At 71.4% G+C, this 26,595-nt stretch carries 24 protein-coding genes; 11 read left to right on the top strand and 13 right to left on the bottom strand.

Annotated features, from left to right (window positions below):
• The first annotated feature begins 144 nt into the window (after nucleotides 1–144).
• Together ACF09C_RS10200 and ACF09C_RS10195 are read left to right on the top strand one after the other, a co-directional pair.
• Nucleotides 145–2,361: a SpoIIE family protein phosphatase gene (locus ACF09C_RS10200; protein ID WP_392090875.1), complete on the top strand. Its 2,217-nt coding sequence runs from the start codon at nucleotides 145–147 to the stop codon at nucleotides 2,359–2,361.
• A 112-nt stretch (nucleotides 2,362–2,473) separates the two neighbouring features.
• Nucleotides 2,474–3,292 carry an MBL fold metallo-hydrolase gene (locus ACF09C_RS10195; protein ID WP_392090874.1) on the top strand — a complete coding sequence of 273 codons (819 nt, stop codon included), beginning with the start codon at nucleotides 2,474–2,476 and terminating at the stop codon, nucleotides 3,290–3,292.
• Between the two features lie 10 nt (nucleotides 3,293–3,302).
• On the opposite strand, the gene ACF09C_RS10190 is transcribed toward ACF09C_RS10195, so the two are convergent.
• Together ACF09C_RS10190 and ACF09C_RS10185 are read right to left on the bottom strand one after the other, a co-directional pair.
• The gene (locus ACF09C_RS10190; RefSeq protein ID WP_392091393.1) at nucleotides 3,303–4,316 is read right to left on the bottom strand and encodes an AI-2E family transporter; all 1,014 of its coding nucleotides are present in this window, start codon (nucleotides 4,314–4,316) and stop codon (nucleotides 3,303–3,305) included.
• A gap of 261 nt (nucleotides 4,317–4,577) precedes the next feature.
• The gene (locus tag ACF09C_RS10185) at nucleotides 4,578–5,540 is read right to left on the bottom strand and encodes a pirin family protein (protein ID WP_362415800.1); all 963 of its coding nucleotides are present in this window, start codon (nucleotides 5,538–5,540) and stop codon (nucleotides 4,578–4,580) included.
• 202 nt (nucleotides 5,541–5,742) lie between these two features.
• Between ACF09C_RS10185 and ACF09C_RS10180 the strand changes: the two genes are divergently transcribed.
• Entirely contained in the window at nucleotides 5,743–6,177 is a 435-nt protein-coding gene (locus tag ACF09C_RS10180; protein ID WP_392090872.1) for a hypothetical protein, read from the top strand.
• 73 nt (nucleotides 6,178–6,250) lie between these two features.
• On the opposite strand, the gene ACF09C_RS10175 is transcribed toward ACF09C_RS10180, so the two are convergent.
• A complete protein-coding gene (locus tag ACF09C_RS10175; RefSeq protein ID WP_362005575.1) occupies nucleotides 6,251–6,763 on the bottom strand; it encodes an SseB family protein in 513 nt (170 codons plus the stop codon).
• A 173-nt stretch (nucleotides 6,764–6,936) separates the two neighbouring features.
• Here ACF09C_RS10175 and ACF09C_RS10170 point away from each other — a divergent pair, with 173 nt between their 5' ends.
• The 3 genes from ACF09C_RS10170 (at nucleotide 6,937) to ACF09C_RS10160 (ending at nucleotide 10,632) form a co-directional block, all read left to right on the top strand.
• Entirely contained in the window at nucleotides 6,937–8,766 is a 1,830-nt protein-coding gene (locus ACF09C_RS10170; protein WP_392090870.1) for an acyl-CoA dehydrogenase, read from the top strand.
• 159 nt (nucleotides 8,767–8,925) lie between these two features.
• Nucleotides 8,926–10,215 carry a M18 family aminopeptidase gene (locus ACF09C_RS10165; RefSeq protein ID WP_392090869.1) on the top strand — a complete coding sequence of 430 codons (1,290 nt, stop codon included), beginning with the start codon at nucleotides 8,926–8,928 and terminating at the stop codon, nucleotides 10,213–10,215.
• Between the two features lie 72 nt (nucleotides 10,216–10,287).
• Nucleotides 10,288–10,632 carry a hypothetical protein gene (locus tag ACF09C_RS10160; RefSeq protein ID WP_392090867.1) on the top strand — a complete coding sequence of 115 codons (345 nt, stop codon included), beginning with the start codon at nucleotides 10,288–10,290 and terminating at the stop codon, nucleotides 10,630–10,632.
• 19 nt (nucleotides 10,633–10,651) lie between these two features.
• Here the strand turns inward: ACF09C_RS10160 and ACF09C_RS10155 are convergent, their stop codons facing one another.
• Together ACF09C_RS10155 and ACF09C_RS10150 are read right to left on the bottom strand one after the other, a co-directional pair.
• Entirely contained in the window at nucleotides 10,652–12,475 is a 1,824-nt protein-coding gene (locus tag ACF09C_RS10155) for an NHL domain-containing thioredoxin family protein (RefSeq protein WP_392090866.1), read from the bottom strand.
• Nucleotides 12,476–12,582: 107 nt separating this feature from the next.
• Nucleotides 12,583–13,149, bottom strand: a complete 567-nt coding sequence (locus ACF09C_RS10150) for a GNAT family N-acetyltransferase (protein WP_392090864.1) — start codon at nucleotides 13,147–13,149, stop codon at nucleotides 12,583–12,585.
• A gap of 61 nt (nucleotides 13,150–13,210) precedes the next feature.
• Between ACF09C_RS10150 and ACF09C_RS10145 the strand changes: the two genes are divergently transcribed.
• Nucleotides 13,211–13,696: an LURP-one-related/scramblase family protein gene (locus ACF09C_RS10145; RefSeq protein ID WP_392090863.1), complete on the top strand. Its 486-nt coding sequence runs from the start codon at nucleotides 13,211–13,213 to the stop codon at nucleotides 13,694–13,696.
• Nucleotides 13,697–13,755: 59 nt separating this feature from the next.
• Here ACF09C_RS10145 and ACF09C_RS10140 read toward each other — a convergent pair whose 3' ends face one another.
• Entirely contained in the window at nucleotides 13,756–14,529 is a 774-nt protein-coding gene (locus tag ACF09C_RS10140) for a carbon-nitrogen family hydrolase (protein ID WP_392090861.1), read from the bottom strand.
• Between the two features lie 178 nt (nucleotides 14,530–14,707).
• On the opposite strand from ACF09C_RS10140, the gene ACF09C_RS10135 reads away from it, so the two are divergent.
• Entirely contained in the window at nucleotides 14,708–15,532 is an 825-nt protein-coding gene (locus ACF09C_RS10135) for a maleylpyruvate isomerase family mycothiol-dependent enzyme (protein WP_392090860.1), read from the top strand.
• A 111-nt stretch (nucleotides 15,533–15,643) separates the two neighbouring features.
• On the opposite strand, the gene ACF09C_RS10130 is transcribed toward ACF09C_RS10135, so the two are convergent.
• The 6 genes from ACF09C_RS10130 to pdhA all read right to left on the bottom strand — a co-directional run bounded on the left by ACF09C_RS10130 (nucleotide 15,644) and on the right by pdhA (nucleotide 21,980).
• Complete coding sequence (locus tag ACF09C_RS10130) at nucleotides 15,644–16,957, bottom strand: nitrate/nitrite transporter (RefSeq protein ID WP_392090858.1); 1,314 nt, start codon at nucleotides 16,955–16,957, stop codon at nucleotides 15,644–15,646.
• Entirely contained in the window at nucleotides 16,954–17,595 is a 642-nt protein-coding gene (locus ACF09C_RS10125) for a GntR family transcriptional regulator (RefSeq protein WP_392090857.1), read from the bottom strand. The genes ACF09C_RS10130 and ACF09C_RS10125 overlap by 4 nt, the downstream gene beginning before the upstream one ends.
• A 105-nt stretch (nucleotides 17,596–17,700) precedes the next feature.
• Nucleotides 17,701–18,237: a hypothetical protein gene (locus tag ACF09C_RS10120; protein ID WP_392090855.1), complete on the bottom strand. Its 537-nt coding sequence runs from the start codon at nucleotides 18,235–18,237 to the stop codon at nucleotides 17,701–17,703.
• 116 nt (nucleotides 18,238–18,353) lie between these two features.
• Nucleotides 18,354–19,778: a dihydrolipoamide acetyltransferase family protein gene (locus ACF09C_RS10115; protein WP_392091392.1), complete on the bottom strand. Its 1,425-nt coding sequence runs from the start codon at nucleotides 19,776–19,778 to the stop codon at nucleotides 18,354–18,356.
• A gap of 40 nt (nucleotides 19,779–19,818) precedes the next feature.
• Nucleotides 19,819–20,799, bottom strand: a complete 981-nt coding sequence (locus ACF09C_RS10110) for an alpha-ketoacid dehydrogenase subunit beta (protein WP_392090854.1) — start codon at nucleotides 20,797–20,799, stop codon at nucleotides 19,819–19,821.
• A 2-nt stretch (nucleotides 20,800–20,801) separates the two neighbouring features.
• Entirely contained in the window at nucleotides 20,802–21,980 is a 1,179-nt protein-coding gene (pdhA, locus tag ACF09C_RS10105) for a pyruvate dehydrogenase (acetyl-transferring) E1 component subunit alpha (protein ID WP_362415771.1), read from the bottom strand.
• A gap of 337 nt (nucleotides 21,981–22,317) precedes the next feature.
• Here pdhA and ACF09C_RS10100 point away from each other — a divergent pair, with 337 nt between their 5' ends.
• The 3 genes from ACF09C_RS10100 to ACF09C_RS10090 all read left to right on the top strand — a co-directional run bounded on the left by ACF09C_RS10100 (nucleotide 22,318) and on the right by ACF09C_RS10090 (nucleotide 24,769).
• Complete coding sequence (locus tag ACF09C_RS10100; RefSeq protein ID WP_361960018.1) at nucleotides 22,318–22,977, top strand: response regulator transcription factor; 660 nt, start codon at nucleotides 22,318–22,320, stop codon at nucleotides 22,975–22,977.
• 139 nt (nucleotides 22,978–23,116) lie between these two features.
• A complete protein-coding gene (locus tag ACF09C_RS10095) occupies nucleotides 23,117–23,533 on the top strand; it encodes a pyridoxamine 5'-phosphate oxidase family protein (RefSeq protein ID WP_392090852.1) in 417 nt (138 codons plus the stop codon).
• Between the two features lie 162 nt (nucleotides 23,534–23,695).
• Nucleotides 23,696–24,769, top strand: coding sequence for a phosphotransferase (locus tag ACF09C_RS10090; RefSeq protein ID WP_392091391.1), 1,074 nt, complete (start codon nucleotides 23,696–23,698; stop codon nucleotides 24,767–24,769).
• Between the two features lie 23 nt (nucleotides 24,770–24,792).
• Here ACF09C_RS10090 and ACF09C_RS10085 read toward each other — a convergent pair whose 3' ends face one another.
• On the bottom strand, nucleotides 24,793–26,391 hold the full coding sequence (locus ACF09C_RS10085; RefSeq protein ID WP_392090851.1) for a protein kinase: 1,599 nt from the start codon (nucleotides 26,389–26,391) through the stop codon (nucleotides 24,793–24,795).
• Between the last annotated feature and the right edge of the window lie 204 nt (nucleotides 26,392–26,595).

Below are 26,595 nucleotides of genomic sequence, written 5' to 3'. Positions count from 1 at the left end.
GTTCATCCAGTCTTCGGGATCCATGGGGGTGTGCCGCCGTGGCGTGACATGACGGCAGACCTGCCAAGCCTACCGGGCGACCCAAGATCGCATTTCGAATACGCTCAGTGGCGACCTTCTGTCCGATATTCATAAAGTGGGGCAATGCGCACCGAGGACGTCCTGGCCGCGATCGCGACCGGCCTGTGGCGCTGGGACAACGCATCCGGGATCGTCACCCTCGACGCCGAGGCGGCCCGGCTGCTCGGGCTGCCCGCCGAGCCGGTCGAGCTCACGGAAGCGGCCGTACGCTCCCGGTTTCATCCCGTCGACTGGAACGAGATCGACGGGGTCGTGAACCTCGCCGTCGCCGAAGGGACCCTCGCCGAGGCGCGGCTGCGGATCATGGACGGCCGCGGACGGGTGATCCGTACCGTACGGAGCAGGTCCAAGCCGCTCATCGAGGGCACGGACTACCAGCTCGTCGGCACCCTCCAGGAAGTCGCCGAACCGCAGCCGGGCACCGCCGCCCGTACGCCCATCACCGGCGACTGGCGCCGCTCCCGCGAGGCCTTCCTGCTCGACGCGGGCCGTGCGCTCGCCGAGGCCCGGTCCACCGCGGAGGTGCTTCGGGTCGCCGCCTCCCTCTCCATGCCGGGGTTCTCGCCCGACGGGCTCGCCGTCTTCGGGGTCGCCGGCGAGCGGCTGACGATCATCGGCCACCACGGGCACAACGCGGGCGACGAAGGCCCCTTCACCTCGATGTCCGTGGACACCGACTACCCGGCCGCGGAGGTCGTACGGACCGGGCGGGCGATCTATCTCCCGACACCGGACGAGTACCTGCGCCGCTTCCCGGTGACCTGGCCGCTGGCGCAACGATTCGGCAGGGAGTCCTGGGCCTACCTCCCCCTCATCGTCGCCGGGCGCACCATGGGCGCCTGGATGGCCGCCTTCAAGCACCCGGTCGGCTTCACCCCCGACGAGCGGTCCGTCCTCACCACCGTCGCCCGCATGCTCGCCCAGGCCCTCGCCCGGGCGGGCGTCGCCGAGTCCGAGCGCGAACTGTCGCTGGGCCTCCAGCGCACGATGCTGCCCGTCCTCGGCCCCGGCATCCCGGGCCTGCACGTCGCCGCGCGGTACGTGCCGACCGGCGGCGGGCTCCAGGTCGGCGGCGACTGGTACGACATGATCCAGCTGCCCGGCGGCCGCATCGCCCTCGTCATCGGCGACGTCCAGGGCCACGACGTGCGCGCCGCCGGGCTGATGGGCCAGCTGCGGATCGCCCTGCGCGCGTACGCCTCCGAGGGCCACCGGCCCGACGCCGTCCTCTCCCGCGCCTCCAGGTTCCTGTACGGGATCACCAGCGGGGAGACCCCTGAGGGCGGGGGCGAGGGCGAGGGCGAGGACGAGGACGAGGGCGGCGGTGGGGGTGACGGCGGGGCGCGCTTCGCCACCTGCCTCTACCTGGAGATCGACCCGGTCACCGGCGTCGTCGACCTCGCCCGCGCCGGGCACCCCGACCCCGCGGTCCGGATGACCGACGGAACGGTTCTCCTGCGCCCCACGGCCGGCGGGCTGCCGCTCGGCATCGACCCCGACACCGACTACCCGACGACCCGGTTCACGCTGGAGCCCGGCGAGACCCTGATGATGTGCACCGACGGGCTCCTGGAGACCGGCGGCCACGACCTCGACAGCGGCTGGGAACGCATCCGTACGCTGCTCGAAGGGCACGAGGGCGAGTCCCTGGAGGAGCTCGCCGACAGCCTCGTGGAGGCCGTCCACGGCCCCGGCTCGCACTACACGACCGGCCCGCTGGCCGACCGCCGCGAGGACGACATCGCGGTCCTGCTCCTCTCCCGCCAGGGCCGGACGGCCCGCCAGGCCCCGCGCCGCACGATGATGACCATCGCGCAGGCGGAACCGGAGCGGATCGCGGCGGCCCGCCAGCACGTGCGCCAGCTGCTGCACGACTGGACGGACGAGGACCAGATCGACTCGGCGGTCCTGATGGTCTCCGAGATGGTCACCAACGTCCTCATCCACACGGACGGCGACGCGCTGCTCGTCGCCGAGGTGACCTGCGACGACGCCTGCCGGCGGCGGATGCGGGTGGAGGTCTCCGACACCAGCGACGAGCTGCCGCACAAGCGGCACCCGGGCGAGATGGCGTCCTCCGGGCGCGGCCTGGTCCTGATGGAGATGCTGGCGCACGCGTGGGGGGTGGATCCGCGGGGCGAGGGCAAGTCGATCTGGTTCGAGCTGAACGAACCCCCGGAGAAGCCGACGGAAGACGCGTCGGGCGAGGCGTCGGAAGACGCGTCGGGGCAGTCGGCCCGTGAGGCGTCGGGCGAGGAGGCCTCGCCGGAACCCGCTTAGGGCCGTTCGTCCGGGTCAGGGTCGGGCCGGCACCAGGTCGGCGCGCGGGGTGTCGGCGGGCGCGGGAGACTTGTGTCGTACGGCCGCCGCCGGGGGGACCACGGAGTACGCCATGGACATCCACAAGGTCGGCAGCGACACGACCGTCCTCGCCGACAGCCTCGAAGTGCCGGGGATCGGCCACCTGCCCGTGAACGCCTACGTCGTCACCGCCAAGGAGCCCGTGGTCGTGGACACCGGTCTCTCCCTCGACGACCGTGACTTCGTCGCCACGCTCTCCACGGTCGTCGACCTCGACGACGTCCGCTGGATCTGGCTGACGCACCCGGACAAGGACCACACGGGCGGCATCTTCGACCTGCTCGCCGCGGCCCCCGAGGCGAAGGTCGTCACCACCTTCCTGGGCGCCGGGGAGATGACCACCGAGCGACCGCTGCCGATGGACCGGGTCTACTTCTGCAACCCGGGCCAGTCCCTGGACGTCGGCGACCGCATGCTCCACGCCTTCCGCCCGCCGCTCTTCGACAACCCGGCCACCGTCGGCTTCTGGGACGAGAAGACCGGGATCTGCTTCACTTCCGACTGCTTCGGCGGCCCGATGCCGACGGCGGAACTGGCGGAGAGCGGGCACGCGAACGACCTCAAGCCGGAGGAGCTGGCCGGCGCCCAGACGCTGTGGGCGACGATCGACAGCCCGTGGGTGCACCTGGTGGACCAGGGGAAGTACCGGGCGACGATCGAGCCGTTGCGGGAGATGAACCCGGAGATCGTGCTCTCCACGCATCTGCCGCCCGCCGTGCGGATGACGGCGATGATGCTGGAGACGATCGCCGCCGTCCCCGACTCCGATCCCTTCGTGGGCCCGGACCAGGCGGCCCTGGTGCAGATGCTGGCGTCCTTCGAGCCCGGCGCGATGCCCGCCGGGAAGTAGTCGAGGCAGATCAGCCCGGCTGGTGCGCGTACCGGCCGCGCAGCTCGCCGATCACCCCGAAAGCGGCCGCCGTGACCGGTACGGCGAGCAGCATGCCGAGGATCCCGGCGACGGACGCCCCCGCGGTGATCGCGAGCATGACGACGGCCGGGTGCATCTGGACGGTACGGCTCTGGATCGCGGGCTGGAGGACGTTGCCCTCGATGACCTGGACGGCGAGGACCACGCCCAGGACCCAGAGCGCGATGACGAAGCCCCGGTCGGCGAGGGCGACCAGGACGGCGATGGCCCCGGAGAGGAACGCGCCGAGGTACGGGATGTAGGCGGTCACGAAGACGAGCGCGCCCAGGCCCACCGCCCCGGGGACCCGCAGGACCAGCAGGCCGATGGTGATGAGGACGGCGTCGACGAGGGCGACGATGGTCGTCCCGCGCATGAAGCCCTCGACGGCCTCGAAGGCACGGCGCCCCATGGCCTCCACCATGTCGCCGGTCGAGCCGGGGGCGAAGGAGCGCAGGGCGTCGGCGGCCCGGTGGGAGTCCCGGAGGAAGAAGAAGATCAGCAGCAGGGCGAGCACGGCCATGGCCGCGACCTGGCCCACGATGCTGATCCCGGAGATCACCCCGGAGGCGGCGGTCCCGCCGAACTTCTCCAGGAGCGCCTTCGCGTTCTTGGCGAGGTCGTCGATCGAGGTCCCGGCCGCGCCCAGGTGGTCGGCGATGTCGAGGGCGGCCTGCCGCAGCGAGGCGATGATCTGGTCGCCGGTCTCGATGAGCGCGGCGACCACGATGTACGTCGCGCCGCCGACGAAGGCGAGGACGGCGAGGACGGTGAGCCCGGCGGCGAGCGACTTCTGCACCTTCATCCGCAGCAGGCGCCGGTAGAGCGGCCCGAGCAGCGCGGTGCCCAGGATCGCGAGCAGGACGGGCGTGACGGCCGTCTGGAACACCACGCACAGCCAGATCCCGACGGCCACGACCCCCGCGAGGAGCAGCAGGACGGCGCACCAGGCGGCGGTCCGCACGGCGGCCTCGGGAAGAAGCGGCCTCTGCGGCCGCGGGCCCTGCGACTGCGGGTCCTGCGAGTTCGGGGGCGGTGGCGGGGGCGTCTGCACCCGTCCACCGGACCACGCCGCCCGGCGCGTCGTCCTGCGCTACGGGCCGGACGAGTGACGCTCCGTCAGGGAACGCACGGCAGGCGTACGGGGTCGGGCGCGCACCCGACCCCGTACCAGCGCGCACCCGACCCCGTACCGGAGGTACCGGCACCCCTCCTCGTACGACCGTTACTCACCCATCCCGTGCACCGCCGGGATCGTGCCGAGGCGGCCCGCCTGGAAGTCCTCGAAGGCCTGGCGGAGTTCGGCCTGGGTGTTCATGACGAACGGGCCGTAGTGCGCCATCGGCTCGCGGATCGGCTGCCCGCCGAGGACGACGACCTCCAGGTCGGGCGTGTGCCCGTCCTGCTTCTCGTCGGCCCGGACCGTGAGCGCGCCGCCCTTGCCGAAGACCGCGGTCTGGCCCATGTGGACCGGCCTGCGCTCCGCACCGGCCGAGCCGCGCCCGGCGAGGACGTAGACGAGGCCGTTGAAGTCCTCGCGCCAGGGCAGGGTCACCTCGGCGCCCGGCCGGATCGTCGCGTGGATCATCGTGATCGGGGTGTGCGTGATGCCCGGTCCCGCGTGGCCGTCGAGCTCGCCCGCGATGACGCGGATCAGCGCGCCGCCGTCGGGGGAGGTCAGCAGCTGCACCTGGCCGCCGCGGATGTCCTGGTAGCGCGGGGCCATCATCTTGTCGGAGGCCGGCAGGTTCACCCACAGCTGGAGGCCGTGGAAGAGTCCGCCGCTGAGGACGAGCGACTCCGGCGGGGCCTCGATGTGCAGGAGACCCGAGCCCGCGGTCATCCACTGGGTGTCGCCGTTGGTGATGGTGCCGCCACCGCCGTTGGAGTCCTGGTGGTCGAAGGTCCCGTCGATGATGTACGTGACGGTCTCGAAGCCGCGGTGGGGGTGCCACGGGGTGCCCTTGGGCTCACCGGGGGCGTACTCCACCTCTCCCATCTGGTCCATCATGATGAACGGGTCGAGGTACTGGTAGTTGATCCCGGCGAACGCGCGGCGCACCGGGAAACCCTCGCCCTCGAAGCCGGACGGGGCCGTGGTCACGGCGAGCACGGGGCGGGAGACGGCGTCGGCGGGGGCGGCGACGCGCGGGAGCGTCAACGGGTTCTCCACAGTCACAGCAGGCATGGTCGGAACCTCCTTCTGAGTCGAGTTTAGTTGAAACTCGAACTTTCTGCCACACCCGCAGAACAGGAAGGACCCCGAGGGCATTCCCGGGGGCCCGAAGGGCATCAGGACATGACAGACATGACAAAGATCTGCCCCACAGGTCTAACCCCACGGCGTCCGCGCCAACCAGGGCGCGCCACGGCGCGTCCTACCGTGCGTGATGGAGATCTTCGATGTCGCCGGCGACGACGAGCCGGCCGCCCCGCGGCCCGGCCCCTGGTGGAAGCACCTGCTGTCGGTGGTCACGGCCACCGCCTGCGGCCTCGCCCTCGGCTGGGTGGCCGCCGCCGTCCCCTGGGGTCCTGCCGACTACGGCATCCCGGCCGCCGCGCCCGGCTCCCCCTGGGGGCTCCTCGCCGCCTGCGGGGCCGCCGGACTGATCGTGGCCGGGCTGCTGCGCGGCGCCGCCGCGCGGTTCCCGGTGTACGCGCCCGGCCGGATCGGCTTCGTCCTGGTCTTCCTGGGTACCCGGCTGGCCCTGGGCTTCCGGCCCGAGCCCGCGGAGCTGGCCGCGGGGGCCGGGCTCGCCCTGCTCGCCGCCGCGATCTGGTGCGCGCACGCCCTGCACCTCCACCGGCGCGCGACGGCGGCGTAGGGAGCGGCGGGGCGGCCGTACGGCTACGGCCGCATCCGGGGCCGTACGGCTACGGCCGGCTACAGCTACGACCTCAGCCGTACATCCTGCGCATCGCGAAGTCGACCATCTGCTCCACGGCCTTCGCGTCGAAGACCATCCGGTGGTCGCCCTCCATGTCGAGGACGAAGCCGTAGCCGGTCGGGAGGAGGTCGATGACCTCGGCGCCGGTGATGACGAAGTACTTCGACTCCTTGCCCGCGTACCGCCGCAGTTCCTTGAGCGACGTGAACATGGGGATGACCGGCTGCTGGGTGTTGTGCAGGGCCAGGAAGCCGGGGTTGTCGCCGCGCGGGCAGTAGACCTTCGAGCCCGCGAAGATCTGCTGGAAGTCCTCGGCGGACAGGGAGCCCGTCGTGAAGGCGCGTACGGCGTCGGCGAGGGACGGCGGGGACGGCTCGGGGTAGAGCGGCGGCTGCTGGCCGTACCCCTGCCCCTGCATCCCGGGCATCCCGCCCTGCATGCCCGGCATCCCGCCCGCCATCGGCTGCTGCGGGGGCGGGGCGTACTGCTGCTGGGCACCCGGATTCTGCTCGTAGCCGTACATGGCGCACAGCCTAGCGAGTGGGCGACCGTAGCGATTGTCGTCACAGATGACCGGATAGGGGTTGCTTCTTATTACCGGTGGGTAGCATCATCGGAGAGAGCATTAGCTACTCGCTGGTACTCGCCGCACGTGTACGAGGAACCTGCCTCCCCGATCCTTACGGAGCCGTCGCCATGGGGCACTACAAGTCGAATCTCCGCGACATCGAGTTCAACCTCTTCGAGGTGCTCGGCCGCGACAAGGTGTACGGCACCGGTCCGTTCGAGGAGATGGACGTCGAGACCGCCAAGAGCGTCCTGGAGGAGCTGACCCGCCTCTCCGAGAACGAGCTGGCCGAGTCCTTCGCCGACGCCGACCGCAACCCGCCGGTCTTCGACCCCGAGACGAACACCGCCCCGGTCCCGGCGAGCTTCAAGAAGTCCTACAAGGCCTTCATGGACTCCGAGTACTGGCGCCTCGGCCTGCCCGAGGAGATCGGCGGCACCACCTCCCCGCGCTCCCTGATCTGGGCCTACGCGGAGCTGATCCTCGGCGCGAACCCGGCCGTGTGGATGTACTCCTCCGGCCCGGCCTTCGCCGGCATCCTCTTCAACGAGGGCAACGAGGCGCAGAAGAAGGTCGCGCAGATCGCCGTCGAGAAGCAGTGGGGCTCCACCATGGTCCTCACCGAGCCCGACGCGGGCTCGGACGTCGGCGCCGGCCGCACGAAGGCGGTCCAGCAGGAGGACGGCTCCTGGCACATCGAGGGCGTCAAGCGCTTCATCACGTCCGGTGAGCACGACATGGAGGAGAACATCCTCCACTACGTCCTCGCCCGCCCCGAGGGCGCGGGCCCGGGCACCAAGGGCCTCTCGCTCTTCCTCGTGCCGAAGTACCTGTTCGACTGGGAGACCGGCGAGCTGGGCGAGCGCAACGGCGTGTACGCCACGAACGTCGAGCACAAGATGGGCCTCAAGGCCTCCAACACGTGCGAGATGACCTTCGGCGACCAGCACCCCGCCAAGGGCTGGCTGATCGGCGACAAGCACGACGGCATCCGCCAGATGTTCCTCATCATCGAGTTCGCCCGCATGATGGTCGGCACGAAGGCGATCTCCACCCTCTCCACGGGCTACCTCAACGCCCTGGAGTACGCCAAGGAGCGCGTCCAGGGCACCGACCTGGCGAACTTCATGGACAAGGCCGCCCCCAAGGTCACCATCACGCACCACCCCGACGTCCGCCGCTCGCTGATGACGCAGAAGGCGTACGCCGAGGGCATGCGCTCCCTCGTCCTCTACACGGCCACCGTGCAGGACGAGATCCAGCTCAAGGAGGCCGCGGGCGAGGACGCGAAGGCCCTGCACGGCCTGAACGACCTGCTGCTGCCGATCGTGAAGGGCTACGGCTCCGAGAAGGGCTACGAGCAGCTCGCGCAGTCGCTCCAGACCTTCGGCGGCTCCGGCTTCCTGCAGGAGTACCCGATCGAGCAGTACATCCGGGACGCCAAGATCGACACCCTCTACGAGGGCACCACGGCCATCCAGGGCCAGGACTTCTTCTTCCGCAAGATCGTCCGCGACCAGGGCGCGTCCCTGAACGCGCTCTCGGAGGAGATCAAGAAGTTCCTCGCGGTCGGCACCGGCGGCGAGGAGCTGGCCGGCGCCCGCGACGCGCTCACCAAGGCCGCCGTGGACCTGGAGGGCATCGTCAAGAAGATGCTCGACGACCTCATGGCGACCGGCGAGGACGTCAAGAACATCTACAAGGTCGGCCTCAACACCACGCGCCTGCTCATGGCTTCGGGCGACGTCGTCGTCGGCTACCTGCTCCTGAAGGGCGCGGCCGTCGCCGCGGAGAAGCTGGCCGCGGGCGCCTCCGCCAAGGACCAGGCCTTCTACGCCGGCAAGATCGCGGCCGCGAGGTTCTTCGCCGCCACCGTCCTGCCGGGCGTGGGCGCCGAGCGCGCGCTCGCCGAGGCGGTCGACGGCTCGCTGATGGACCTGGACGAGGCCGCGTTCTAGTCGCTTCGACGACGCGCCACGTCCAACGAGGAACGGCTCACTCCCGGGGAGGGGAGTGGGCCGTTCCGCTTTCTCCGGGAACGCGTCCCCCACAGAAACGTTCCGTTCCGTCTATCGGGGCCCCGGCGCCGTATTCCGGGGCCTGCGTAAGGTGAACCCATGACGAGCACCGCCCGCTTCGACCGCGGCCACACCGACGACCTCATGACGTTCCTGGCGGCTTCCCCGTCGCCGTACCACGCCGTGGCGAACGCCGCCGAGCGGCTGGAGAAGGCCGGCTTCCGCCAGGTCGAGGAGACCGCCGCCTGGGACGGCACGACCGGCGGCAAGTACGTGATCCGCGGCGGCGCGCTCATCGCCTGGTACGTCCCGGAGGGCGCGTCCCCCCACACCCCGTACCGGATCGTCGGCGCCCACACCGACTCCCCCAACCTGCGCGTGAAGCCGCAGCCCGACATGGGCGCGCGCGGCTGGCGCCAGGTCTCCGTCGAGATCTACGGCGGGACGCTCCTCAACACCTGGCTCGACCGCGACCTCGGCCTCGCCGGCCGGCTCACCCTGCGCGACGGCAGCCACCACCTGGTGAACGTGGACCGCGCCGTGCTCCGCGTCCCGCAGCTCGCCATCCACCTCGACCGGCAGGCCAACGAGGGCCTGAAGCTGGAGCGGCAGCGCCACATGCAGCCGATCTGGGGCCTGGGCGAGGTCCACGAGGGCGACCTGATCCGCTTCGTCGCCGAGGAGGCGGGCGTCGACGCCGAGGACGTCGCCGGCTGGGACCTCATGGTCCACGCCATCGAGGCCCCCTCCTACCTGGGCCGCGACCGCGAACTCGTCGCAGGGCCCCGGATGGACAACCTGATCTCGGTTCACGCGGGCGTCGCCGCCCTGGCCGCCGTCGCCGGCCGCGCCGACCTGCCCTACATCCCGGTGCTCGCCGCCTTCGACCACGAGGAGAACGGCTCCGAGGCCGACACCGGCGCCCAGGGCCCCCTCCTCGGCAACGTCCTGGAACGCTCGATCTACGCCCGGGGCGGCGCCTACGAGGACCGCGCCCGCTCCTTCGCCGCCTCGATCTGCCTCTCCTCCGACGTCGGCCACGCCGTCCACCCCAACTACGGGGAGCGCCACGACCCGACGCACCACCCGCGCCCCAACGGCGGCCCGATCCTCAAGGTCAACGTCAACCAGCGGTACGCGACCGACGGCAGCGGCCGGGCGGTGTGGGCGGCGGCCTGCGAGAAGGCGGGCGTGCCGTGGCAGACGTTCGTCTCCAACAACGACATGCCGTGCGGCACGACGATCGGCCCGATCACGGCGGCCCGGCACGGCATCAGCACGGTCGACATCGGCGTGGCCTGCCTGTCGATGCACAGCGCCCGCGAACTCTGCGGCGCGGAGGACCCGTACCTGCTGGCGAACGCGCTGGTGGCGTTCCTGGAGGGCTGATCGGAGCTCTCGGTTGTTCCGACCCGTCCGGCGAAACATCCGGGAAAGGTCCCACCTGACACCGTCGACCTCATGGATCGTCATGTGGGCCCGCCCCGGGGGAAGTTCATCGCCTGCCTGTGCGCGGCCGTGCTGATGGGCACGGCCGCGACGGGCCTCCTCGTCGCCCGGTACAACGAACGTCCGCCGTGGGGCACGGACATCGCCTACGAGGGCGGCTATCTGCAGGCCGTCCGCATCCGGAAGGCGGACCCGACCGGGGAGCGTGCCCGCGCCCTGCTGGCCGGGGAGTGCGCGGCCATGCAGCGCACGGGGATGGGCGGCGACCGGGCCGTCCACGACCCGGCCGCCTGGGTCTCCGGCTGCCTGGACGGCGCGGCGAACCGCCCGTCCAGGAACCAGGGTCTGCTGGGTTGACGACGCCGCCGGACAGGCCCTAGGCGGCGTCCATCCCGGCGAGGATCAGCGGCAGCCGGGAGGCGCCGTCGGCCGTGAGGCGCACCGGAACCCCCCAGTCCTGCTGGTGCACATGGCAGGCCGGGTACTCGTTGGCGGGGTCGTCGTCGCAGGACGCCGCCATGGCGGAGACGTGCAGGACGCCGTCCGTGATCTCCGGGTTCAGCTCCAGCTCCCGGAAGAGGTCGGTGCCCGTGCCCTCGCCGTCGAGCAGCAGCTCGGGCGGGGTCGAGGAGACCAGGAGCCGGGTGGAGGGCCCGTAGCGCTCGTCCAGCTTCTGGCCCGTGGGCGCCTGGAAGACGACGTCGAGCCGGAGGCGGCCGGGGGCGACCTCGGTGGCCTCGCGCTGCGTGCGGTGGGCGACCGCCTCGACCTGGACGGCCTCCTCGGGCAGCCGCAGCCGGGTCAGCCGGTGCCGGGCGGACTCGACGACCACGATCTCGTCGCCGACGAGCACGGCGTCGCTCGGCTCGCGCAGATCGGTGGCCAGCGTCGTCACCTCGCCGGTCGCCGGGTCGAAGCGGCGCAGAGCGTGGTTGTACGTGTCGGCGATCGCGACCGAGCCGTCGGGGAGGGCCGTCACGCCGAGCGGGTGCTGGAGCAGCGCCTGGCCGGCGGCGCCGTCGCGGTGGCCGAAGTCGAAGAGACCGGTGCCGACGGCGGTGTGCACGGCGCCCTCGGTGTCGATCCAGCGGACCGCGCTGGTCTCGGAGTCGGCGATCCACAGCCGGTCCTCGGTGGCCGCGAGGCCCGAGGGCTGCGCGAACCAGGCCTCGGCGGCGGGCCCGTCGACGAGCCCCTCGTTGGTGGTACCGGCCGCGACCTGGACCGTCCCGGTCTCCGGGTCGTAGGTCCACACCTGGTGGACGCCGGCCATCGCGATCCACACCTTGCCCTGCCACCAGGCCACGTCCCACGGCGAGGACAGGTCCACGTCGAGGGCGGGCCCGGAGGTAGGCGATCCCTGCCACCACTGCTTGCCTGTGCCGGCGATCCGCTCGATCGCGCCGGTCGCCGGGTCGTAGGTCCGCAGCGCGTGGTTCACGGTGTCGGCGACGACGACCTTCCCGTCGGGGAGCAGCGCGAGCCCCTGCGGCTCCCGGAACTCGCCGTCCCCGATCCGCCGCACCACGGTCTCGCCGTCGGCGGCGAGCTCGACGAGCTGGTGGCGCGTCGTGTCGGAGACGAGGAAGTTCCCGCTGTCGAGCAGCACGGCCTTCCCGGGGAAGCGCAGATCGGTCGCGACCGGCTCCGGCGGCACGTAGGGCCCGTCGCCGCGCCGCAGCGTCCCCTTGGCGGCGTGCTCGGCCTCCAGTTCCTCGACGAGCGTCCGGATGGCGTTGGCGTGCCCCTCACCCGCGTGCTGGGCGACGACGTACCCCTCGGGGTCGATGACGACAAGCGTCGGCCACGCCCGCACGGCGTACTGCTTCCAGGTCGCCAGCTCGGGATCGTCGAGCACGGGGTGGTGCACCTCGTACCGCTCGACGGCGTCGACGACGGCCTGGTGCTCGGCCTCGTGCACGAACTTGGGCGAGTGGACACCGACGATCACGAGCGTGTCCCGGTGCTTCTCCTCCAGTTCACGGAGTTCGTCGAGGACGTGGAGGCAGTTGATGCAGCAGAAGGTCCAAAAATCCAAGATCAATGTGCGACCTCGGAAGTCGGCGAGCTTCAGGTCCTTCCCGCCGGTGTTGATCCAGCCGCCCTTGCCGATCAGCTCGGGGGCACGGACACGGGCGCGACGACGGGGTACGGACTCGGACGCGGGCGCAGGGGTGGGCGCCGGGGCGGCATCGTTCATGCTTCAAGCTTGCCATCCGCCCGTGAACGGGCCGTCACGACCTTACGAAGCGGGCCGCCCCGCGCCAGTGGGAGCGGGCCGTCGGCCCGGGCTCGGCGCCGCCCCCCTCAGCGCACGGAGGGACGGGGATGGGCGGTCCAGTGTTCGTCGGCGGTGAGGCCCATCAGGACGAGGTCCTGGTAGGCGCCCGCGAAGTACTCGTGCTCGCGGAGCCGGCCCTCCTCGACGAAGCCGAGCGAGCGGTGGAGGGCGAGCGAGGCGTCGTTGAAGGCGTGGATCTCGACCTCGCACTTGTGGAGGCGCCGCTCCGCGAACATGTACGTGAGGAGCAGCGCCACGGCTTCCCTCCCGTATCCCTTGCCGCGCCGGTCGCGGGTGATCTCGATGCCCGACTTGAAGTGCCCGGCACGGGTGTCGATGCCCCCGACCGTCACCGATCCCGCGAAGGCACCGTCGGACAGTGCCTCGACGACCAGCCGGAAGGCCTCACCGCCCGGTTCCCGGCCCGCCCGCTCCGCGGTCCAGGAGCGGAAGCCCTCCGCCGAGCGCGGCGGTGTGACGATGTCCGCGTTGCGCAGGTCGACGGTGTCCTGCTCCAGTGCGCGAAAGCCCTCCCAGTCCTCGGGCTCGACGGCCCGCAGGCGCACTTTCTGCCCCACCCATATGTTGGTCATGCCGCCTCACGTTAGGGGCGGGACGGAGTGGATCGCCTCCGATTTGGGCACGCATCCCGGTATGAAATACCTCGTACGGGACAAAATCTTCGCGGTCGGTGACGACTACTGGATCGAGGACGAGCACGGCCGCCACGCCTTCCTCGTCGACGGGAAGGCCCTGCGCCTGCGCGACACGCTCGAGCTGAAGGATCCGATGGGCCGGGTGCTGGTCACCCTGCGGCAGAAGATGTTCAGCCTGCGGGACGCGATGACCATCGAGCGGGACGACCGGCCGCTCGCCACGATCCGCAGGAAACGGCTCTCGCTGCTCCGCAACCACTACCGGGTCACCCTCGTCGACGGCACCGAACTGGACGTCAGCGGGCGGATCCTGGACCGGGAGTTCACCGTCGAGTACGACGGCGAACTCCTCGCCCACATCTCCCGGCAGTGGTTCCGCGTCCGCGACACGTACGCCGTGAACGTCGTCCGGGACGACACCGACACCGCGCTCCTCATCGCGGTCGCGGTGTGCGTGATCCGGATGGCGGAGCGGGGGGACTAGGGCCTGCCTGCCGGAGCAAGAGGACCGGGGAGCACCGTTCCGCGGGGCGCGAGCGGCCCCTACAGCACCCTGTCCTTCAGCGCCGGGAACTGTTCCCTCGTCGTCGCCACCCGCGCCGCGTCCAGCTCCACGCGCAGGATCTCCTCGCCCGGGCCCGCCTCCGCCAGGACTTCGCCCCAGGGGTCGACGACGATCGAGTGACCCGCCTGCTCCACGCCCGCGTGAGTGCCGGCCGTGCCGCAGGCCAGCATGTACGCCTGGTTCTCCACCGCCCGCGCCCGCGCGAGCAGCGTCCAGTGGGCGCGGCGGCGGGCCGGCCAGCCCGCCGGGACGACGAAGGCCTCGGCGCCGGCGTCCACCAGGCCCCGGAACAGCTCCGGGAAGCGCAGGTCGTAGCAGGTGCCGACACCGAAGGTGAGCTCCGGGACCGTGAACGTCACCAGGTCCTCGCCCGCCGCCATCATCACCGCCTCGCCCTTGTCGAAGCCGAAGCGGTGGATCTTCCGGTAGCTCGCCGCCAGGTCCCCGGACGGGGAGACGACCAGCGAGGTGTTGTACAGGGCGCCCTCCGCCGCCTCGACGATCGAGCCCGCGTGCAGCCAGACCCCCGCGTCCCGCGCGGCCGCCGCCATCGCCTCGTACGTGGGGCCGCGCAGCGGCTCCGACTCCGCCGCGAAGGACTCGTACGCGAAGGCGCCCATGGGCCACAACTCGGGCAGGACCACGAGGTCCGCGGCGCCGCGCTCCGCGCGTACCAGCTCGGCCACGCGCGCACGGCGCGAAGCGACCGGTTCGTCCGGGTCTACTGCAATCTGGATGAGGGAGGCGCGCACACTACCACCGTCCTGGCATTCGAACCGTCAACACAGCCTACGATCGTCACACGAAAGCACTGCCGGGGTGCCTTCGGGCAGCGTAACTTAGCGTCCGAGCCTCCCACGCAGTCTTGTCTCCAGCCCGCCTGTCCGCTCGATCGTCAGCCCGCGCACCGCAGAACCGCCGAGGGGTCCCGTGACCGTCCATCCCAGCCTCCAGACCTACGCCGACGCCTGGACCCACTCCATCGAAGCGATATCCGAGTTGGTGCAGCCGCTCGTGGAAGGCGAATGGAACCGCGCGACACCGTGCCCGGGCTGGTCGGTACGCGACATCGTGTCCCATGTGATCGGCATGGAGTGCGAGATGCTGGGGGACCCGCGGCCGATCCACTCGCTGCCGCGCGATCTGTACCACGTACGCGGTGAGTTCGCCCGGTACATGGAGATGCAGGTCGATGTGCGCCGGCACCACACCGGCCCCGAGATGACCTCGGAGCTGGAGTACATCCTGATCCGCCGCGCCCGCCAGCTGCGCAACGAGAACCGGCAGCCCGACCATCTGATGCGCGCCCCTCTCGGCGCCGAGCAGACCCTCGAAGTGGCCTACCGGATGCGCGCCTTCGACGTCTGGGTGCACGAGCAGGACCTGCGGGTCGCGCTCGGCCGGCCGGGCAACCTGGACTCCCCCGGCGCGCTCGTGGTCCGCGACAACCTGCTCGCGGCGCTGCCGAAGGTCGTCGCGAAGGACGCGGGAGCGCCCGCGAACTCGGCGGTCGTGGTGGATGTGCACGGCCCGGTGGAGTTCCTGCGGACGGTCCGGGTCGACGGCGAGGGCCGCGGCTCGGTCGACGGCGCGCCGTCGCTCGGTCCCGCGGTGACGCTGGCGCTCGACTGGGAGACGTACGTACGCCTCGCCTGCGGCCGGGTCCGGCCGGCGGCCGTCGCCGACCGGATCAAGATCGAGGGCGACGCGGAGCTGGCCCAGGCCATCCTGGACAACTTCGCGGTGACCCCGTGACCACGTGACGCCGTGATGCCCGTGACCACGTGGCCCTGTGACGCCGTGACCCCGTGGCCACGTTGCCCCATGACGCCAGGTACCCCGTGACCTGATGACCGACAGCGCGGTCTACGCCGGTACGTGGACCGCCTCGACGCGGCTCGCCACCAGGCGTTCCTTCTCCCTGCGCGCGGTACGGGACTTCAGCCGCAGGATCTGCACGACGCCCAGCGCCTGCAGGACGAAGACCGACGCGAAGGCGATCCGGTAGTCGTCGCCGGTGGCGTCGAGGAGGACGCCGACCGCGAGGAGCGTCGTCATCGAGGCGGTGAAACCGCCCATGTTGACGATGCCCGAGGCCGTTCCCTGCCGTTCCGGGGGGTTGGCGGGGCGGGCGAAGTCGAAGCCGATCATCGAGGCCGGTCCGCAGGCCCCGAGGACCACGCACAGGGTGATCAGCAGCCACATCGGCGCCCGGTCGGCGGGGTACGCGAGCGTGGCGCCCCACAGCAGCGCGGTCGCCGCGACCGTGGAGAGGGCGAGCGGGGCCCGGGCGGTGTGGTGGCGGGCGATGATCTGCCCGTACGCGAGCCCCACCACCATGTTGGAGAGCACGACGAGCGTCAGCAGCTCCCCGGCGACCCCCTGCGAGAGGCCCTGGGCCTCGACCAGGAACGGCAGGCCCCACAGCAGCAGGAACACCATCGCCGGGAACTGGGTCGTGAAGTGCACCCACATGCCGAGCCGGGTGCCGGGCTCCCGCCAGGACTCGGCGATCTGGCGGCGGACGAACGCGGCTCCCGCGTGCGGCGCGGGCGGCGGTTCGTGGCCCTCGGGGTGGTCCTTGAGGAAGAGCAGCAGCAGGACCAGGACGAGGACGCCCGCGACCGAGCTGCCGACGAAGGTGGTCGTCCAGCCGAGGTCGTGCAGGGCGCGGGCGATGAAGATGGTCGAGACGAGGTTGCCGGCCATCCCGAAGAGCGCGGCGACCTGGGCGATGAGCGGGCCGCGCCGGGCGGGGAACCAGCGGGTGCCGAGCCGCAGCACGCTGATGAAGGTCATCGCGTCGCCGCAGCCGAGCAGGGCGCGGGCGGCGAGCGCGGTGCCGTACGAAGGGGAGAGCGCGAAGCCGAGCTGGCCGACGGTGAAGAGGACGACGCCGAGGGTCAGCACCTTCTTGGTGCCGAGCCGGTCGACCATGAGGCCGACGGGTATCTGCATGCCGGCGTAGACCAGCAGCTGGAGGATGGAGAAGGTGGAGAGGGCGGAGGCGTTGACGTCGAAACGGTCGGCGGCGTCGAGTCCGGCGACGCCCAGGGACGTACGGAAGATGACGGCGACGAAGTAGACGGCGACGCCGACGCCCCAGATGAGGGCGGCGCGCCGGCCGCCGGGCGGGTCACCGGGGAGGGTGACGGCGGAACCGTGTCCGTCGCGGCTCACCTCGCCTCACCCCGGACCAGCACCTTGACCCAGCTCAGGTGCTGGCGGACGCAGTGGGCCGCGCCCTCCGTGTCACCGGCCTTGATCCGCTCCAGGATCTCGGCGTGCTCGGTGATGTTCTTGGCGATCCGGTCGGGCTGGGACTGCATGACGGCGACGCCCATCCGCAGCTGACGGTCGCGCAGCTGGTCGTAGAGGCGGGCGAGGATCTGGTTGCCGGCGTGCTTGACGATCTCGGCGTGGAAGGAGCGGTCGGTGGCGGCGACCTCGGCGAGGTCCCCGGCCTCGGCGCGCCGCTTCTGCTCCTCCAGGAGTTCCTCGAGCCGCTCGACGAGCGTGGCGGAGGCGGGGACGGCCCGGCGGACCGCGAACTCCTCGACGAGCAGCCGGGTCTCGACCACGTCGGCGATCTCCTGCGCGGAGACGGCGAGGACGAGGGCGCCCTTCTTGGGGTAGAGCTTGAGCAGCCCTTCCATCTCCAGCTTCAGCAGCGCTTCCCGTACAGGAGTCCTGGACACCCCGACGGCCTGGGCGAGTTCGCCCTCGGTCAGCAGCGTCCCTCCCTCGTAGCGGCGGTCGAGAACGGCCTGCTTGACGTGCATGTAGACGCGGTCGGCCGCGGGAGGTGCTGATGGCATGCGCACAGCATAGATACAACAGGGGTACAACAGACAGACCCGTCCGCGATCCGGACGGGCGCGTGCGGCGCCACGCAGGCACAGTGACGCCGGCCGCTCCCCGCCCTACAGGCGGCCCGCGCCCTCCACCCCTTCCACGGTGTCCTTCACCCTCCGGGCTGTCGAGAAGCCGATCTTCAAGGGGGCTATCTTCGCGACCGCGAGGCTCACCCACTGCGGATCCCCGAGTCGCGGCAGCAGCTTCGCGTCGGAGACCGCGCGGATGAACCGGGAGACCAGATAGATGTGCGCACCCGAGTAGGCACGCTCGTGGTGGGTGTAGCGAACGAACCAGTCGTCGTACGGATGGCGCACCAGGGCGTGCACGGAGCAGGCGTCACGACCCCACGAGCCGGCGCTCGACTGAGCGAGGTAGGGGATCGCGCCTCCGGCACGGGTGGCCATCCAGCCGCGCGAGGTCGCGTCCACCTGGAGCGACATCACCCGCTCCCACGGCACGAGTTCCAGTGGCTCCGGCGCCCCGTTCCTGTGGTACTCGATCCCCTCCCGGGTGAAGACCAGGCACGTGCCGCCCTCGCGTTTCGGGTCCCCGATGATCCACCGGTCCCCGACCAGTTCCAGCGGGCCCAGATACTCCGCCACGTTCCCCCCTGTTCGTCGTACGGCCGTCAGGGGCACCAGCTCAACACGAAACGCCCGGCCGCGGGACCACATCGTCCCCGACCGGGCGTTTCACGTGAAACATCCCAACTGAACTCTTACGCCCAGGTGATGAGCCGCTTCGGCTGCTCCAGGATCGCCGCGATGTCGGCGAGGAACTTGGAGCCCAGCTCGCCGTCGACCAGGCGATGGTCGAAGGAGAGCGCGAGCGTGGTCACCTGACGCGGCTTCACCTTGCCCTTGTGGACCCAGGGCTGGAGCTTGATCGCGCCGACCGCGAGGATCGCGGACTCACCCGGGTTGAGGATGGGCGTACCGGTGTCGACGCCGAAGACGCCGACGTTGGTGATGGTGAACGTGCCGCCCTGCATCGCCGCCGGGGTCGTCTTGCCGTCCCGGGCCGTGGCGACCAGCTCGCTCAGCGACCGCGACAGCTCCGGCAGGGTCTGGGCGTGCGCGTCCTTGATGTTCGGCACGATCAGACCGCGCGGGGTGGCCGCGGCGATGCCCAGGTTGACGTAGTGCTTGAGCACGATCTCCTGGTTCGCCTCGTCCCAGGCCGCGTTGATCTCCGGGTTGCGCCGGACGGCGACCAGGACGGCCTTGGCGATGAGGAGCAGCGGGTTGACCCGCAGGCCCGCCATGTCCTTGTCGGACTTGAGTTCCTCGACCAGCTTCATGGTGCGCGTGATGTCGAAGGTGACGAACTCGGTGACGTGCGGCGCGGTGAAGGCCGAGCCGACCATCGCCGCCGCCGTGGCCTTCCGTACGCCCTTGATGGGGGTACGCGTCTCCCGGGCGCCGGCCTCGACGGGCGCGGCGGCAGGAGCCGGAGCCGCGGCGACCGCGGGGGCCTGGACGGCGGGCGCCACGGCCGGGGCCGCGGGGACCACCGCGGGAGCGGGCGCCGGGGCGGCCGCGGCGTGGACGTCCTCGCGGGTGATGATCCCGTCCGGGCCGGTCGGGACGACCGTCGTCAGGTCCACGCCCAGGTCCTTGGCGAGCTTGCGCACCGGCGGCTTGGCCAGCGGCCGGGTGGCGGTCACGGTCGCGGTGGCGGCCGTACCGCCGTGTCCGTTGAGCTCGCCCTGGATCGCGGCGGCGGCCTGCGCGGGCACGGCCGCACCCTTGCGCGCACGGCGCTTGGTCGAGCTCGCGGCCACGCCGTAACCGACGAGGACCGGCTGACGGCCCTGCGGCTCGTCGTCCTCGGCGGGAGCGGCGGGGGCTGCGGGAGCGGCCGGAGCCGCCGGGGCCTCCACGACCGGGGCCGGGGTGGCGGCCGGGGCGGCCGGCGCCTCTCCGCCCACGTTCACCGAGATGATGACCTGGCCGACGTCGACCGTCGTGCCCTCGGGGAAGCGCAGTTCGTGGACCGTGCCGTCGAACGGGATCGGCAGCTCGACGGCCGCCTTCGCCGTCTCGACCTCGCACACGACCTGGCCGTCGGTGACCGTGTCACCGGGCTGGACGTACCACTTGAGGATCTCGGCCTCGGTGAGGCCCTCGCCCACGTCGGGCATCTTGAATTCGCGGATCGTCACGATGCTCTCCTTCAGCCCGTCAGTACGCCAGCGAGCGGTCGACGGCGTCGAGCACGCGGTCCAGACCCGGCAGGTACTCCTCCTCCAGGCGCGCCGGCGGATACGGCGCGTGGTAGCCGCCGACCCGCAGGACGGGGGCCTCCAGGTGGTAGAAGCAGCGCTCGGTGATCCGGGCGGCGATCTCGGCTCCGGAACCGAAGAAGACCGGGGCCTCGTGGACGACGACCAGACGGCGGGTCTTCTCGACCGAGGCCTGGACGGTGTCGAAGTCGAGCGGGGAGATCGAGCGCAGGTCCACGACCTCGACCGACTTGCCCTCCTCGGCAGCGGCCGCGGCGGCCTCCAGGCAGGTCTTCACCATCGGGCCGTACGCGACGAGCGTGAGGTCCGTGCCCTCACGGGCGACCCGGGCCTTGTGCAGCTCGCCGGGGATGGCCTCGACATCGACCTCGCCCTTGTCCCAGTAGCGGCGCTTGGGCTCGAAGAAGATGACCGGGTCGTCGCTCTGGATCGCCTGCTGGAGCATCCAGTAGGCGTCGGAGGGCGTCGCCGGGGTGACGACCTTGAGGCCGGCGACGTGGGCGAAGAGCGACTCGGGGGACTCCGAGTGGTGCTCGACGGCGCCGATGCCACCGCCGTACGGGATACGGATGACGATCGGCATCTTCACCGTGCCGAGCGAACGGGCCCGCATCTTGGACAGCTGGGAGACGATCTGGTCGTACGCCGGGAAGACGAAGCCGTCGAACTGGATCTCCACGACCGGCCGGTAGCCGCGCAGCGCGAGACCGATCGCGGTGCCGACGATGCCGGACTCGGCGAGCGGGGTGTCGATGACCCGGTCCTCGCCGAAGTCCTTCTGCAGGCCGTCGGTGATCCGGAAGACACCGCCGAGCTTGCCGACGTCCAGGCCCATGACGAGAACCTTGGGGTCGGTCTCCAGGGCCTTGCGCAGCGACTCGTTGAGCGCCTTCGCCAGGGGAAGCTTCTGAACAGCCATGATTACTCGGCCTCTCCGCCCTCGAAGGACGCCTGGTAGGCGGCGAACTGCGCGCGCTCCTCGTCGACGAGCGCGTGCCCGTCCGCGTACACGTTGTCGAACATCGCCATGTGCTCCGGAACGGGCATGGCGCGGACGACCTCGCGGACGTGCTTGCCCAGCGCCTCGCTCTCCGTCTCCAGCTCCTCGAAGAAGGCGGCGTCGGCGTGGCCCTCGCGCTCCATGTAGGCCTTGAGGCGCAGGATCGGGTCCTTGGCCTCCCACTCCTCGCGCTCCGCGTCGCGGCGGTAGCGGGTCGGGTCGTCGGAGGTGGTGTGGGCGGCCATGCGGTAGGTGTACGCCTCGATGAGCGTCGGGCCCTCGCCGCGGCGGGCGCGCTCGAGCGCCGACCGGGTCACGGCCAGGCACGCGAGGACGTCGTTGCCGTCGACGCGGACGCCGGGGAAGCCGAAGCCCTGCGCGCGCTGGTAGAGCGGCACGCGGGTCTGCTTCTCGATGGGCTCGGAGATCGCCCACTGGTTGTTCTGGCAGAAGAACACGACCGGGGCGTTGTAGACCGCGGAGAAGACGAACGCCTCGTTCACGTCGCCCTGGCTGGAGGCACCGTCGCCGAAGTACGCGATCACGGCGGAGTCCGCGCCGTCCTTGGCGATGCCCATGGCGTAGCCGGTGGCGTGCAGGGTCTGCGAGCCGAGGACGATCGTGTACAGGTGGAAGTTGTTGGTGTTGGGGTCCCAGCCACCGTTGTTCACACCGCGGAACATGCCGAGGAGGTTGGTGGGGTCGACCCCGCGGCACCAGGCGACGGCGTGCTCGCGGTAGGTGGGGAAGACGTAGTCGTCGTCCCGGAGGGCGCGGCCGGAGCCGATCTGGGCGGCCTCCTGGCCGAGCAGTGACGCCCACAGACCCAGCTCGCCCTGGCGCTGCAGGGCGGTGGCCTCCGCGTCGAAGCGACGGCTGAGGACCATGTCCCGGTAGAGGCCGCGCAGCTCGTCGGCGCTCAGGTCGATGTCGTACTCGGGGTGCTGGACGCGCTCCCCTTCGGGCGTCAGCAGCTGTACGAGCTCGGGCTCCGAAGTCTGGGACTTCTTGGCGCTCGCGGCGGCGCTGGCGCCGGCCGTGCGCTTGGTGCCGCTGCTGCGTCGCGTCGTCTTGCGCGCGGCAGTGCTCTCCACGGTCACGTGCGTACTCCTCCGTCGGTCCGGCCCCCGGGGTTGCCGGGAAGGCCAGTGCGGCTCGCCTTGTCCGGACGCGCGCACGGGGGTGGGTGCGACTCGGCCGGGTCGGGCGTGACAGGTGCCCCGGCGAGCGCCCTGTCATAGGCACGTTACCCACTGCTTCGCATTACTGCGAAACCCCATTTGACCTGCGATTTTGCTTGGATTTCCAAGTAAATCGAGAAATGTGGGAACAGTAGCTGGTCAGCGCGCTGGCAACAGCCTCGCAGGCCGCCGGAACACCGGCACGTTATCCCGCACACCCCGGGCACGGGAAGAGCCAATATGTGAGACTGAGTGCGTGCGCGAAGATGGAAAAATCCGGGTATTTCTGCTGGACGACCACGAAGTCGTCCGGCGCGGCGTCCACGAGCTGCTCTCCGTGGAGGACGACATCGAGGTGGTCGGGGAGGCGGGCACGGCGGCGGACGCCCTGGTCCGGATCCCGGCGACCCGGCCCGACGTGGCCGTGCTCGACGTACGGCTGCCGGACGGCAGCGGGGTCGAGGTCTGCCGCGAGGTGCGTTCGCAGAACGAGGACATCAAATGCCTGATGTTGACCTCGTACGCCGATGACGAGGCGCTTTTCGACGCGATCATGGCCGGGGCTTCGGGATATGTCCTCAAGGCCATCCGCGGCAACGAGCTGCTGTCGGCGGTACGGGACGTGGCGGCGGGCAAGTCCCTGCTCGACCCGGTCGCGACCGCCCGCGTCCTGGAGCGGCTGCGGGACGGAAACAACCCCAAAGGTGACGACAAGCTCGCGAATCTGACGGAACAGGAGCGCAAGATCCTGGATCTGATCGGCGAGGGCCTGACCAACCGGGCCATCGGCGAACGGCTCCACCTGGCGGAGAAGACCATCAAGAACTACGTCTCCAGCCTGCTGTCGAAGCTGGGCATGGAGCGCCGTTCGCAGGCCGCGGCGTACGTGGCCCGCATGCAGGCCGAGCGGCACTGAGCGCGCCGGTGGACCCGCGCGGGTCACCGTCACCCGTTCGGCCCGGCCCGGTGCGGGCCCCGATTCGGGACCTACGTCCCCGGTGAACCGGGGCAGGCGCCCCTTCCCCGCGCCGGGCCGGTGGCGGAGAGTGGAAGCCATGTCCACCGAGGAGATCCGCGCCATCGAGCTGCTCAACCGCGTCTCGTACGGCCGGGTGGCGACGAGCATGCGCGCGATGCCGTTCGTCGCCCCCGCCCGGCACATCGTGGACGACGGCTGCGTCCTGATCCGCATGCACCGGGGCCTCGGCTACCACCGAGCCTGCGCGGGCAGTGTCGTCGCCTACGGCGCGGACAACTTCAACTCGGGCGAGGAGAACCTCTGGTCCGTGCAGTTCACCGGCACCGCGGAGGTCGTCGAACCGACCGAGGAGCAGCTCACCGCGTTCGGCGCGAGCCCGCAGGTGGTGGACGGCGCCCCCTTCGAGCCGATCTACCTGCGTATCGAGCCGCAGTTCGTGACGGTGCACCAGCTGGACTACACCACGGAGCGACATCTCCAGCACGTAGCGTGATCTAACATCTGACGGGTGCCGCGCTCATCTGAAACGCTCGCTCCGCCCCTCGGCGCGACCATGCCCGCACCCCGGGTCGGGGCCACGCCGCTCGCCCTGCGGGACGCCACGACGTCCATGACGTACACGACGCCCGTGCCGCACGTGCCGCACGTGCAGCCCATGCCGCTTTTGCGCGTCGGCACGCCCGCGCCGCTCGTGAGCGCCGGCACGCCCGCGTCGCCTCTCCGCTCCGCGACGCCCGTGCCGCCCGTCGGCGACCTGCTGCGGCGCTACCGCGAGGCCGGCGAGCCGCTCTCCTGCGAGCCCGTCACCCAGGGCCTCCTCAACCGCGGCTACCGCCTCTTCACCACCCGCGGCGCCTACTTCCTCAAGCAGCACCTCGACGCGCCGACCGCCGACCGGGACACCATCAGCCGCCAGCACCGCGCGACCCAGCGTCTGCACGCCCTCGGCCTGCCCGTCGCCCCGCCGCTCGCCGACTCCGCCGGCCGCACGGTCGCCGTCATCGGCGGCCGCTGTTACGCCCTGCACCCCTGGATCGACGGCCGCCACCGCGACGGCACCCAGCTCTCGACGGGCGGTTCCCTCCGCCTGGGCGCGCTCCTCGGGCACGTCCACACCTGCCTGGAGCAGGTGATGGAGTCCCCGCCACCCGGCGGCGGGCACGAGAGCGCCCGCCCCGAGGACACCCTCCGCGTCATCGACGAGCTGCTGCGCCTCGCCCGCGCCCACCGGCCCCGCACGGGCTTCGACGCGCTCGCCGAGCACCGGCTGCTCGAACGCCGTGGGCTGCTCGCCGAGCACGCCCACCACCGGCCGCCCGCCGCGACCTCGGCCGGCTGGGTGCACGGCGACTTCCACCCGCTGAACCTGCTCTACCGGGGCGCCGAACCGGCCGCGATCGTCGACTGGGACCGCCTCGGCGTCCAGCCCCGGGCGGAGGAGGCCGTCAGGGCCGCCGCCATCTTCTTCGTACGGCCGGCGGGCGAGCTGGCCCTGGAGAAGGTGCGGGCGTACGCGCGGGCCTACCGGCGGGCGGCCGGCGCGGACGCGGCGGAGCTGGCCTCGGCGGTGCACCGGGTGTGGTGGGAGCGGCTCAACGACTTCTGGATACTGCGCTGGCGCTACCAGCTCCACGACCGAAGGGCCGACCCGCAGTTTCCTGCGGCGTCGGCCCTGGTGGTGTGGTGGACGCGCGAATACCAGGCGGTACGCGACGCGTTCACCGGGTGACCCGCCCGGCGGGGGCCTGCGGGCTACGGCGTCGAGCCCGTGCCGCCGCGCGTCGCCGGCTGCCCGGTGCTGCCCTGCACGGTGGTGTCCGGCGGGTCCGAGGGGTCGCCCGAGGGCGTGCCGGTCGGGTCGCCCGTCGGGTCGCCGGTGGTGCCGCCGTCGTCCGAACCGTCGTCCGTCGGCGTCGGCTGCGTGGTCGGCGGGGTCGTCTGGGGCGTCGTCGGAGGCGTCGTGTGCGGGGTGGTCGGCGGCTTCGTCCAGGGCTGGTCGTTGCCACCGCCGGTCGACGTGTCCGGCTCCTGGGTGTCCTCGCTCGCCTCCTGCGACGGCGTCGGGGTCTCCGAGGACGGGGTCGGCGACTGGGTGACCGGGGTCGTCGGCTTCCCGTTGTCCGGCTGACCGGCCTTGTCGAGCGCGTACACGACACCCGCGACGATCGCGATCATCGCGAGCGACAGGAACAGCAGCACCTTGCCGCGCCCGCCGCGGCCCCGGCCGCCCTGCGCGCCGTAGCCGTCCTGGCCGTAGCCGCCGTGGCCGCCGCCGTCGTATCCGCCGTCGTCCGGGTTCATCGGGGGCAGGAGCGGGCGCTGCGCGGTCTCGTGGTGCATCGGGTGCCCCATCGCCGTCGTCGCCGCGACGCCGCCGACCGGGGTGTGACCGCCCTCGTGCACCTCCACCGGGCCGGTGTTCCACGTGCCCGTGTGGCCACCCGCCTGCTGGAGCATCTGCAGGCCGTACTGGATGAGCCCGCGCATCTCCTCGGCGCTCTGGAACCGGTCGTCCGGGTCCTTCGCCAGCGAGCGCATCGCGAGCCCGTCGAGCTCCGGCGGCGAGGCGTGGGCGACCTCGGACGGCGGGACCGGGATGTCCTGGACGTGCTGGTAGACCACCGAGAGCGGGGTCTCGCCCGTGAACGGGGGCCGCAGCGCGAGCAGTTCGTAGAGCAGGCAGCCGGTGGCGTACAGGTCGGAGCGGTGGTCCACGGCCTTGCCGAGGGCCTGCTCCGGGGAGAGGTACTGCGGTGTGCCCATGACCATGCCGGTCTGGGTCATCGTCGACTGCGCGCCGTGCAGGGCGCGGGCGATGCCGAAGTCCATGACCTTGACGGCGCCGCTGTGCGTGATGATGACGTTCGCCGGCTTGATGTCGCGGTGCACGATGCCGTGCTGGTGCGAGTAGGCGAGCGCCTCCAGGACACCGGAGACGATGATCAGGGCCTGCTCGGGGCCCGGGGCCTCGGCGCTGATCAGCAGGTCGCGGATGGTGCGGCCCTCGACCAGCTCCATCACGATGTACGGCACGGACTGGGCGCCGACGACGTCCTCGCCGGAGTCGTACACGGCGACGATCGCGTGGTGGTTGAGGCCGGCGACCGACTGCGCCTCGCGCGTGAAGCGGGCCTTGGAGACCGGGTCCTCGGCGAGGTCGGAGCGGAGCAGCTTGACGGCGACGGTGCGGCCGAGGCGAACGTCCTCGGCTGCGAAGACCTCGGCCATGCCGCCGCGGCCGAGGCGGTGCGTCAGCCGGTACCGGCCGTCGCCGACCACTCCGCCGACGCCCCAGGACTCCGCGGCGGCGCCCGACAGGCCGCCGCCGCCTGCTTCGGATTCGGGTGCCATCAGTCCTCGCCGTCGTCTTCAGTCGTGTGGTGCCGTTCCGTCGTCACGCTACAGGCTTCGTCCGACACCTCGGTCCGAGTCGACCGGCCATCCAACCTCCCGCGTGTACACCCATGCAAATTCCGGCCGGTTCGTGTAACGCTTCCGAGACGCTTCCTGCGCGGAGGGTCACGGAACGGGCACCCGGCTTGACGTGTCCGTGCC

This window comes from Streptomyces sp. NPDC014870 (genome assembly GCF_043081505.1).
In the GTDB taxonomy this organism is placed as follows: Bacteria; Actinomycetota; Actinomycetes; order Streptomycetales; family Streptomycetaceae; genus Streptomyces.
The sequence above is the reverse complement of the archived record's forward strand: the minus strand, read 5'-3'. Positions and strand labels throughout refer to the sequence as shown.

Excerpts from the sequence above, each read along its gene's own strand:
- ACF09C_RS10200 (WP_392090875.1), top strand. The coding sequence starts at position 145 with ATGCGCACCGAGGACGTCCTGGCCGCGATCGCGACCGGCCTGTGGCGC.
- ACF09C_RS10195 (WP_392090874.1), top strand. The coding sequence starts at position 2,474 with ATGGACATCCACAAGGTCGGCAGCGACACGACCGTCCTCGCCGACAGC.
- ACF09C_RS10185 (WP_362415800.1), bottom strand. The coding sequence starts at position 5,540 with ATGCCTGCTGTGACTGTGGAGAACCCGTTGACGCTCCCGCGCGTCGCC.
- ACF09C_RS10180 (WP_392090872.1), top strand. The coding sequence starts at position 5,743 with ATGGAGATCTTCGATGTCGCCGGCGACGACGAGCCGGCCGCCCCGCGG.
- ACF09C_RS10175 (WP_362005575.1), bottom strand. The coding sequence starts at position 6,763 with ATGTACGGCTACGAGCAGAATCCGGGTGCCCAGCAGCAGTACGCCCCG.
- ACF09C_RS10170 (WP_392090870.1), top strand. The coding sequence starts at position 6,937 with ATGGGGCACTACAAGTCGAATCTCCGCGACATCGAGTTCAACCTCTTC.
- ACF09C_RS10165 (WP_392090869.1), top strand. The coding sequence starts at position 8,926 with ATGACGAGCACCGCCCGCTTCGACCGCGGCCACACCGACGACCTCATG.
- ACF09C_RS10160 (WP_392090867.1), top strand. The coding sequence starts at position 10,288 with ATGGATCGTCATGTGGGCCCGCCCCGGGGGAAGTTCATCGCCTGCCTG.
- ACF09C_RS10155 (WP_392090866.1), bottom strand. The coding sequence starts at position 12,475 with ATGAACGATGCCGCCCCGGCGCCCACCCCTGCGCCCGCGTCCGAGTCC.
- ACF09C_RS10150 (WP_392090864.1), bottom strand. The coding sequence starts at position 13,149 with ATGACCAACATATGGGTGGGGCAGAAAGTGCGCCTGCGGGCCGTCGAG.
- ACF09C_RS10145 (WP_392090863.1), top strand. The coding sequence starts at position 13,211 with ATGAAATACCTCGTACGGGACAAAATCTTCGCGGTCGGTGACGACTAC.
- ACF09C_RS10125 (WP_392090857.1), bottom strand. The coding sequence starts at position 17,595 with ATGCCATCAGCACCTCCCGCGGCCGACCGCGTCTACATGCACGTCAAG.
- ACF09C_RS10115 (WP_392091392.1), bottom strand. The coding sequence starts at position 19,778 with ATGCCCGACGTGGGCGAGGGCCTCACCGAGGCCGAGATCCTCAAGTGG.
- ACF09C_RS10110 (WP_392090854.1), bottom strand. The coding sequence starts at position 20,799 with ATGGCTGTTCAGAAGCTTCCCCTGGCGAAGGCGCTCAACGAGTCGCTG.
- ACF09C_RS10095 (WP_392090852.1), top strand. The coding sequence starts at position 23,117 with ATGTCCACCGAGGAGATCCGCGCCATCGAGCTGCTCAACCGCGTCTCG.
- ACF09C_RS10090 (WP_392091391.1), top strand. The coding sequence starts at position 23,696 with ATGCCGCTTTTGCGCGTCGGCACGCCCGCGCCGCTCGTGAGCGCCGGC.
- ACF09C_RS10085 (WP_392090851.1), bottom strand. The coding sequence starts at position 26,391 with ATGGCACCCGAATCCGAAGCAGGCGGCGGCGGCCTGTCGGGCGCCGCC.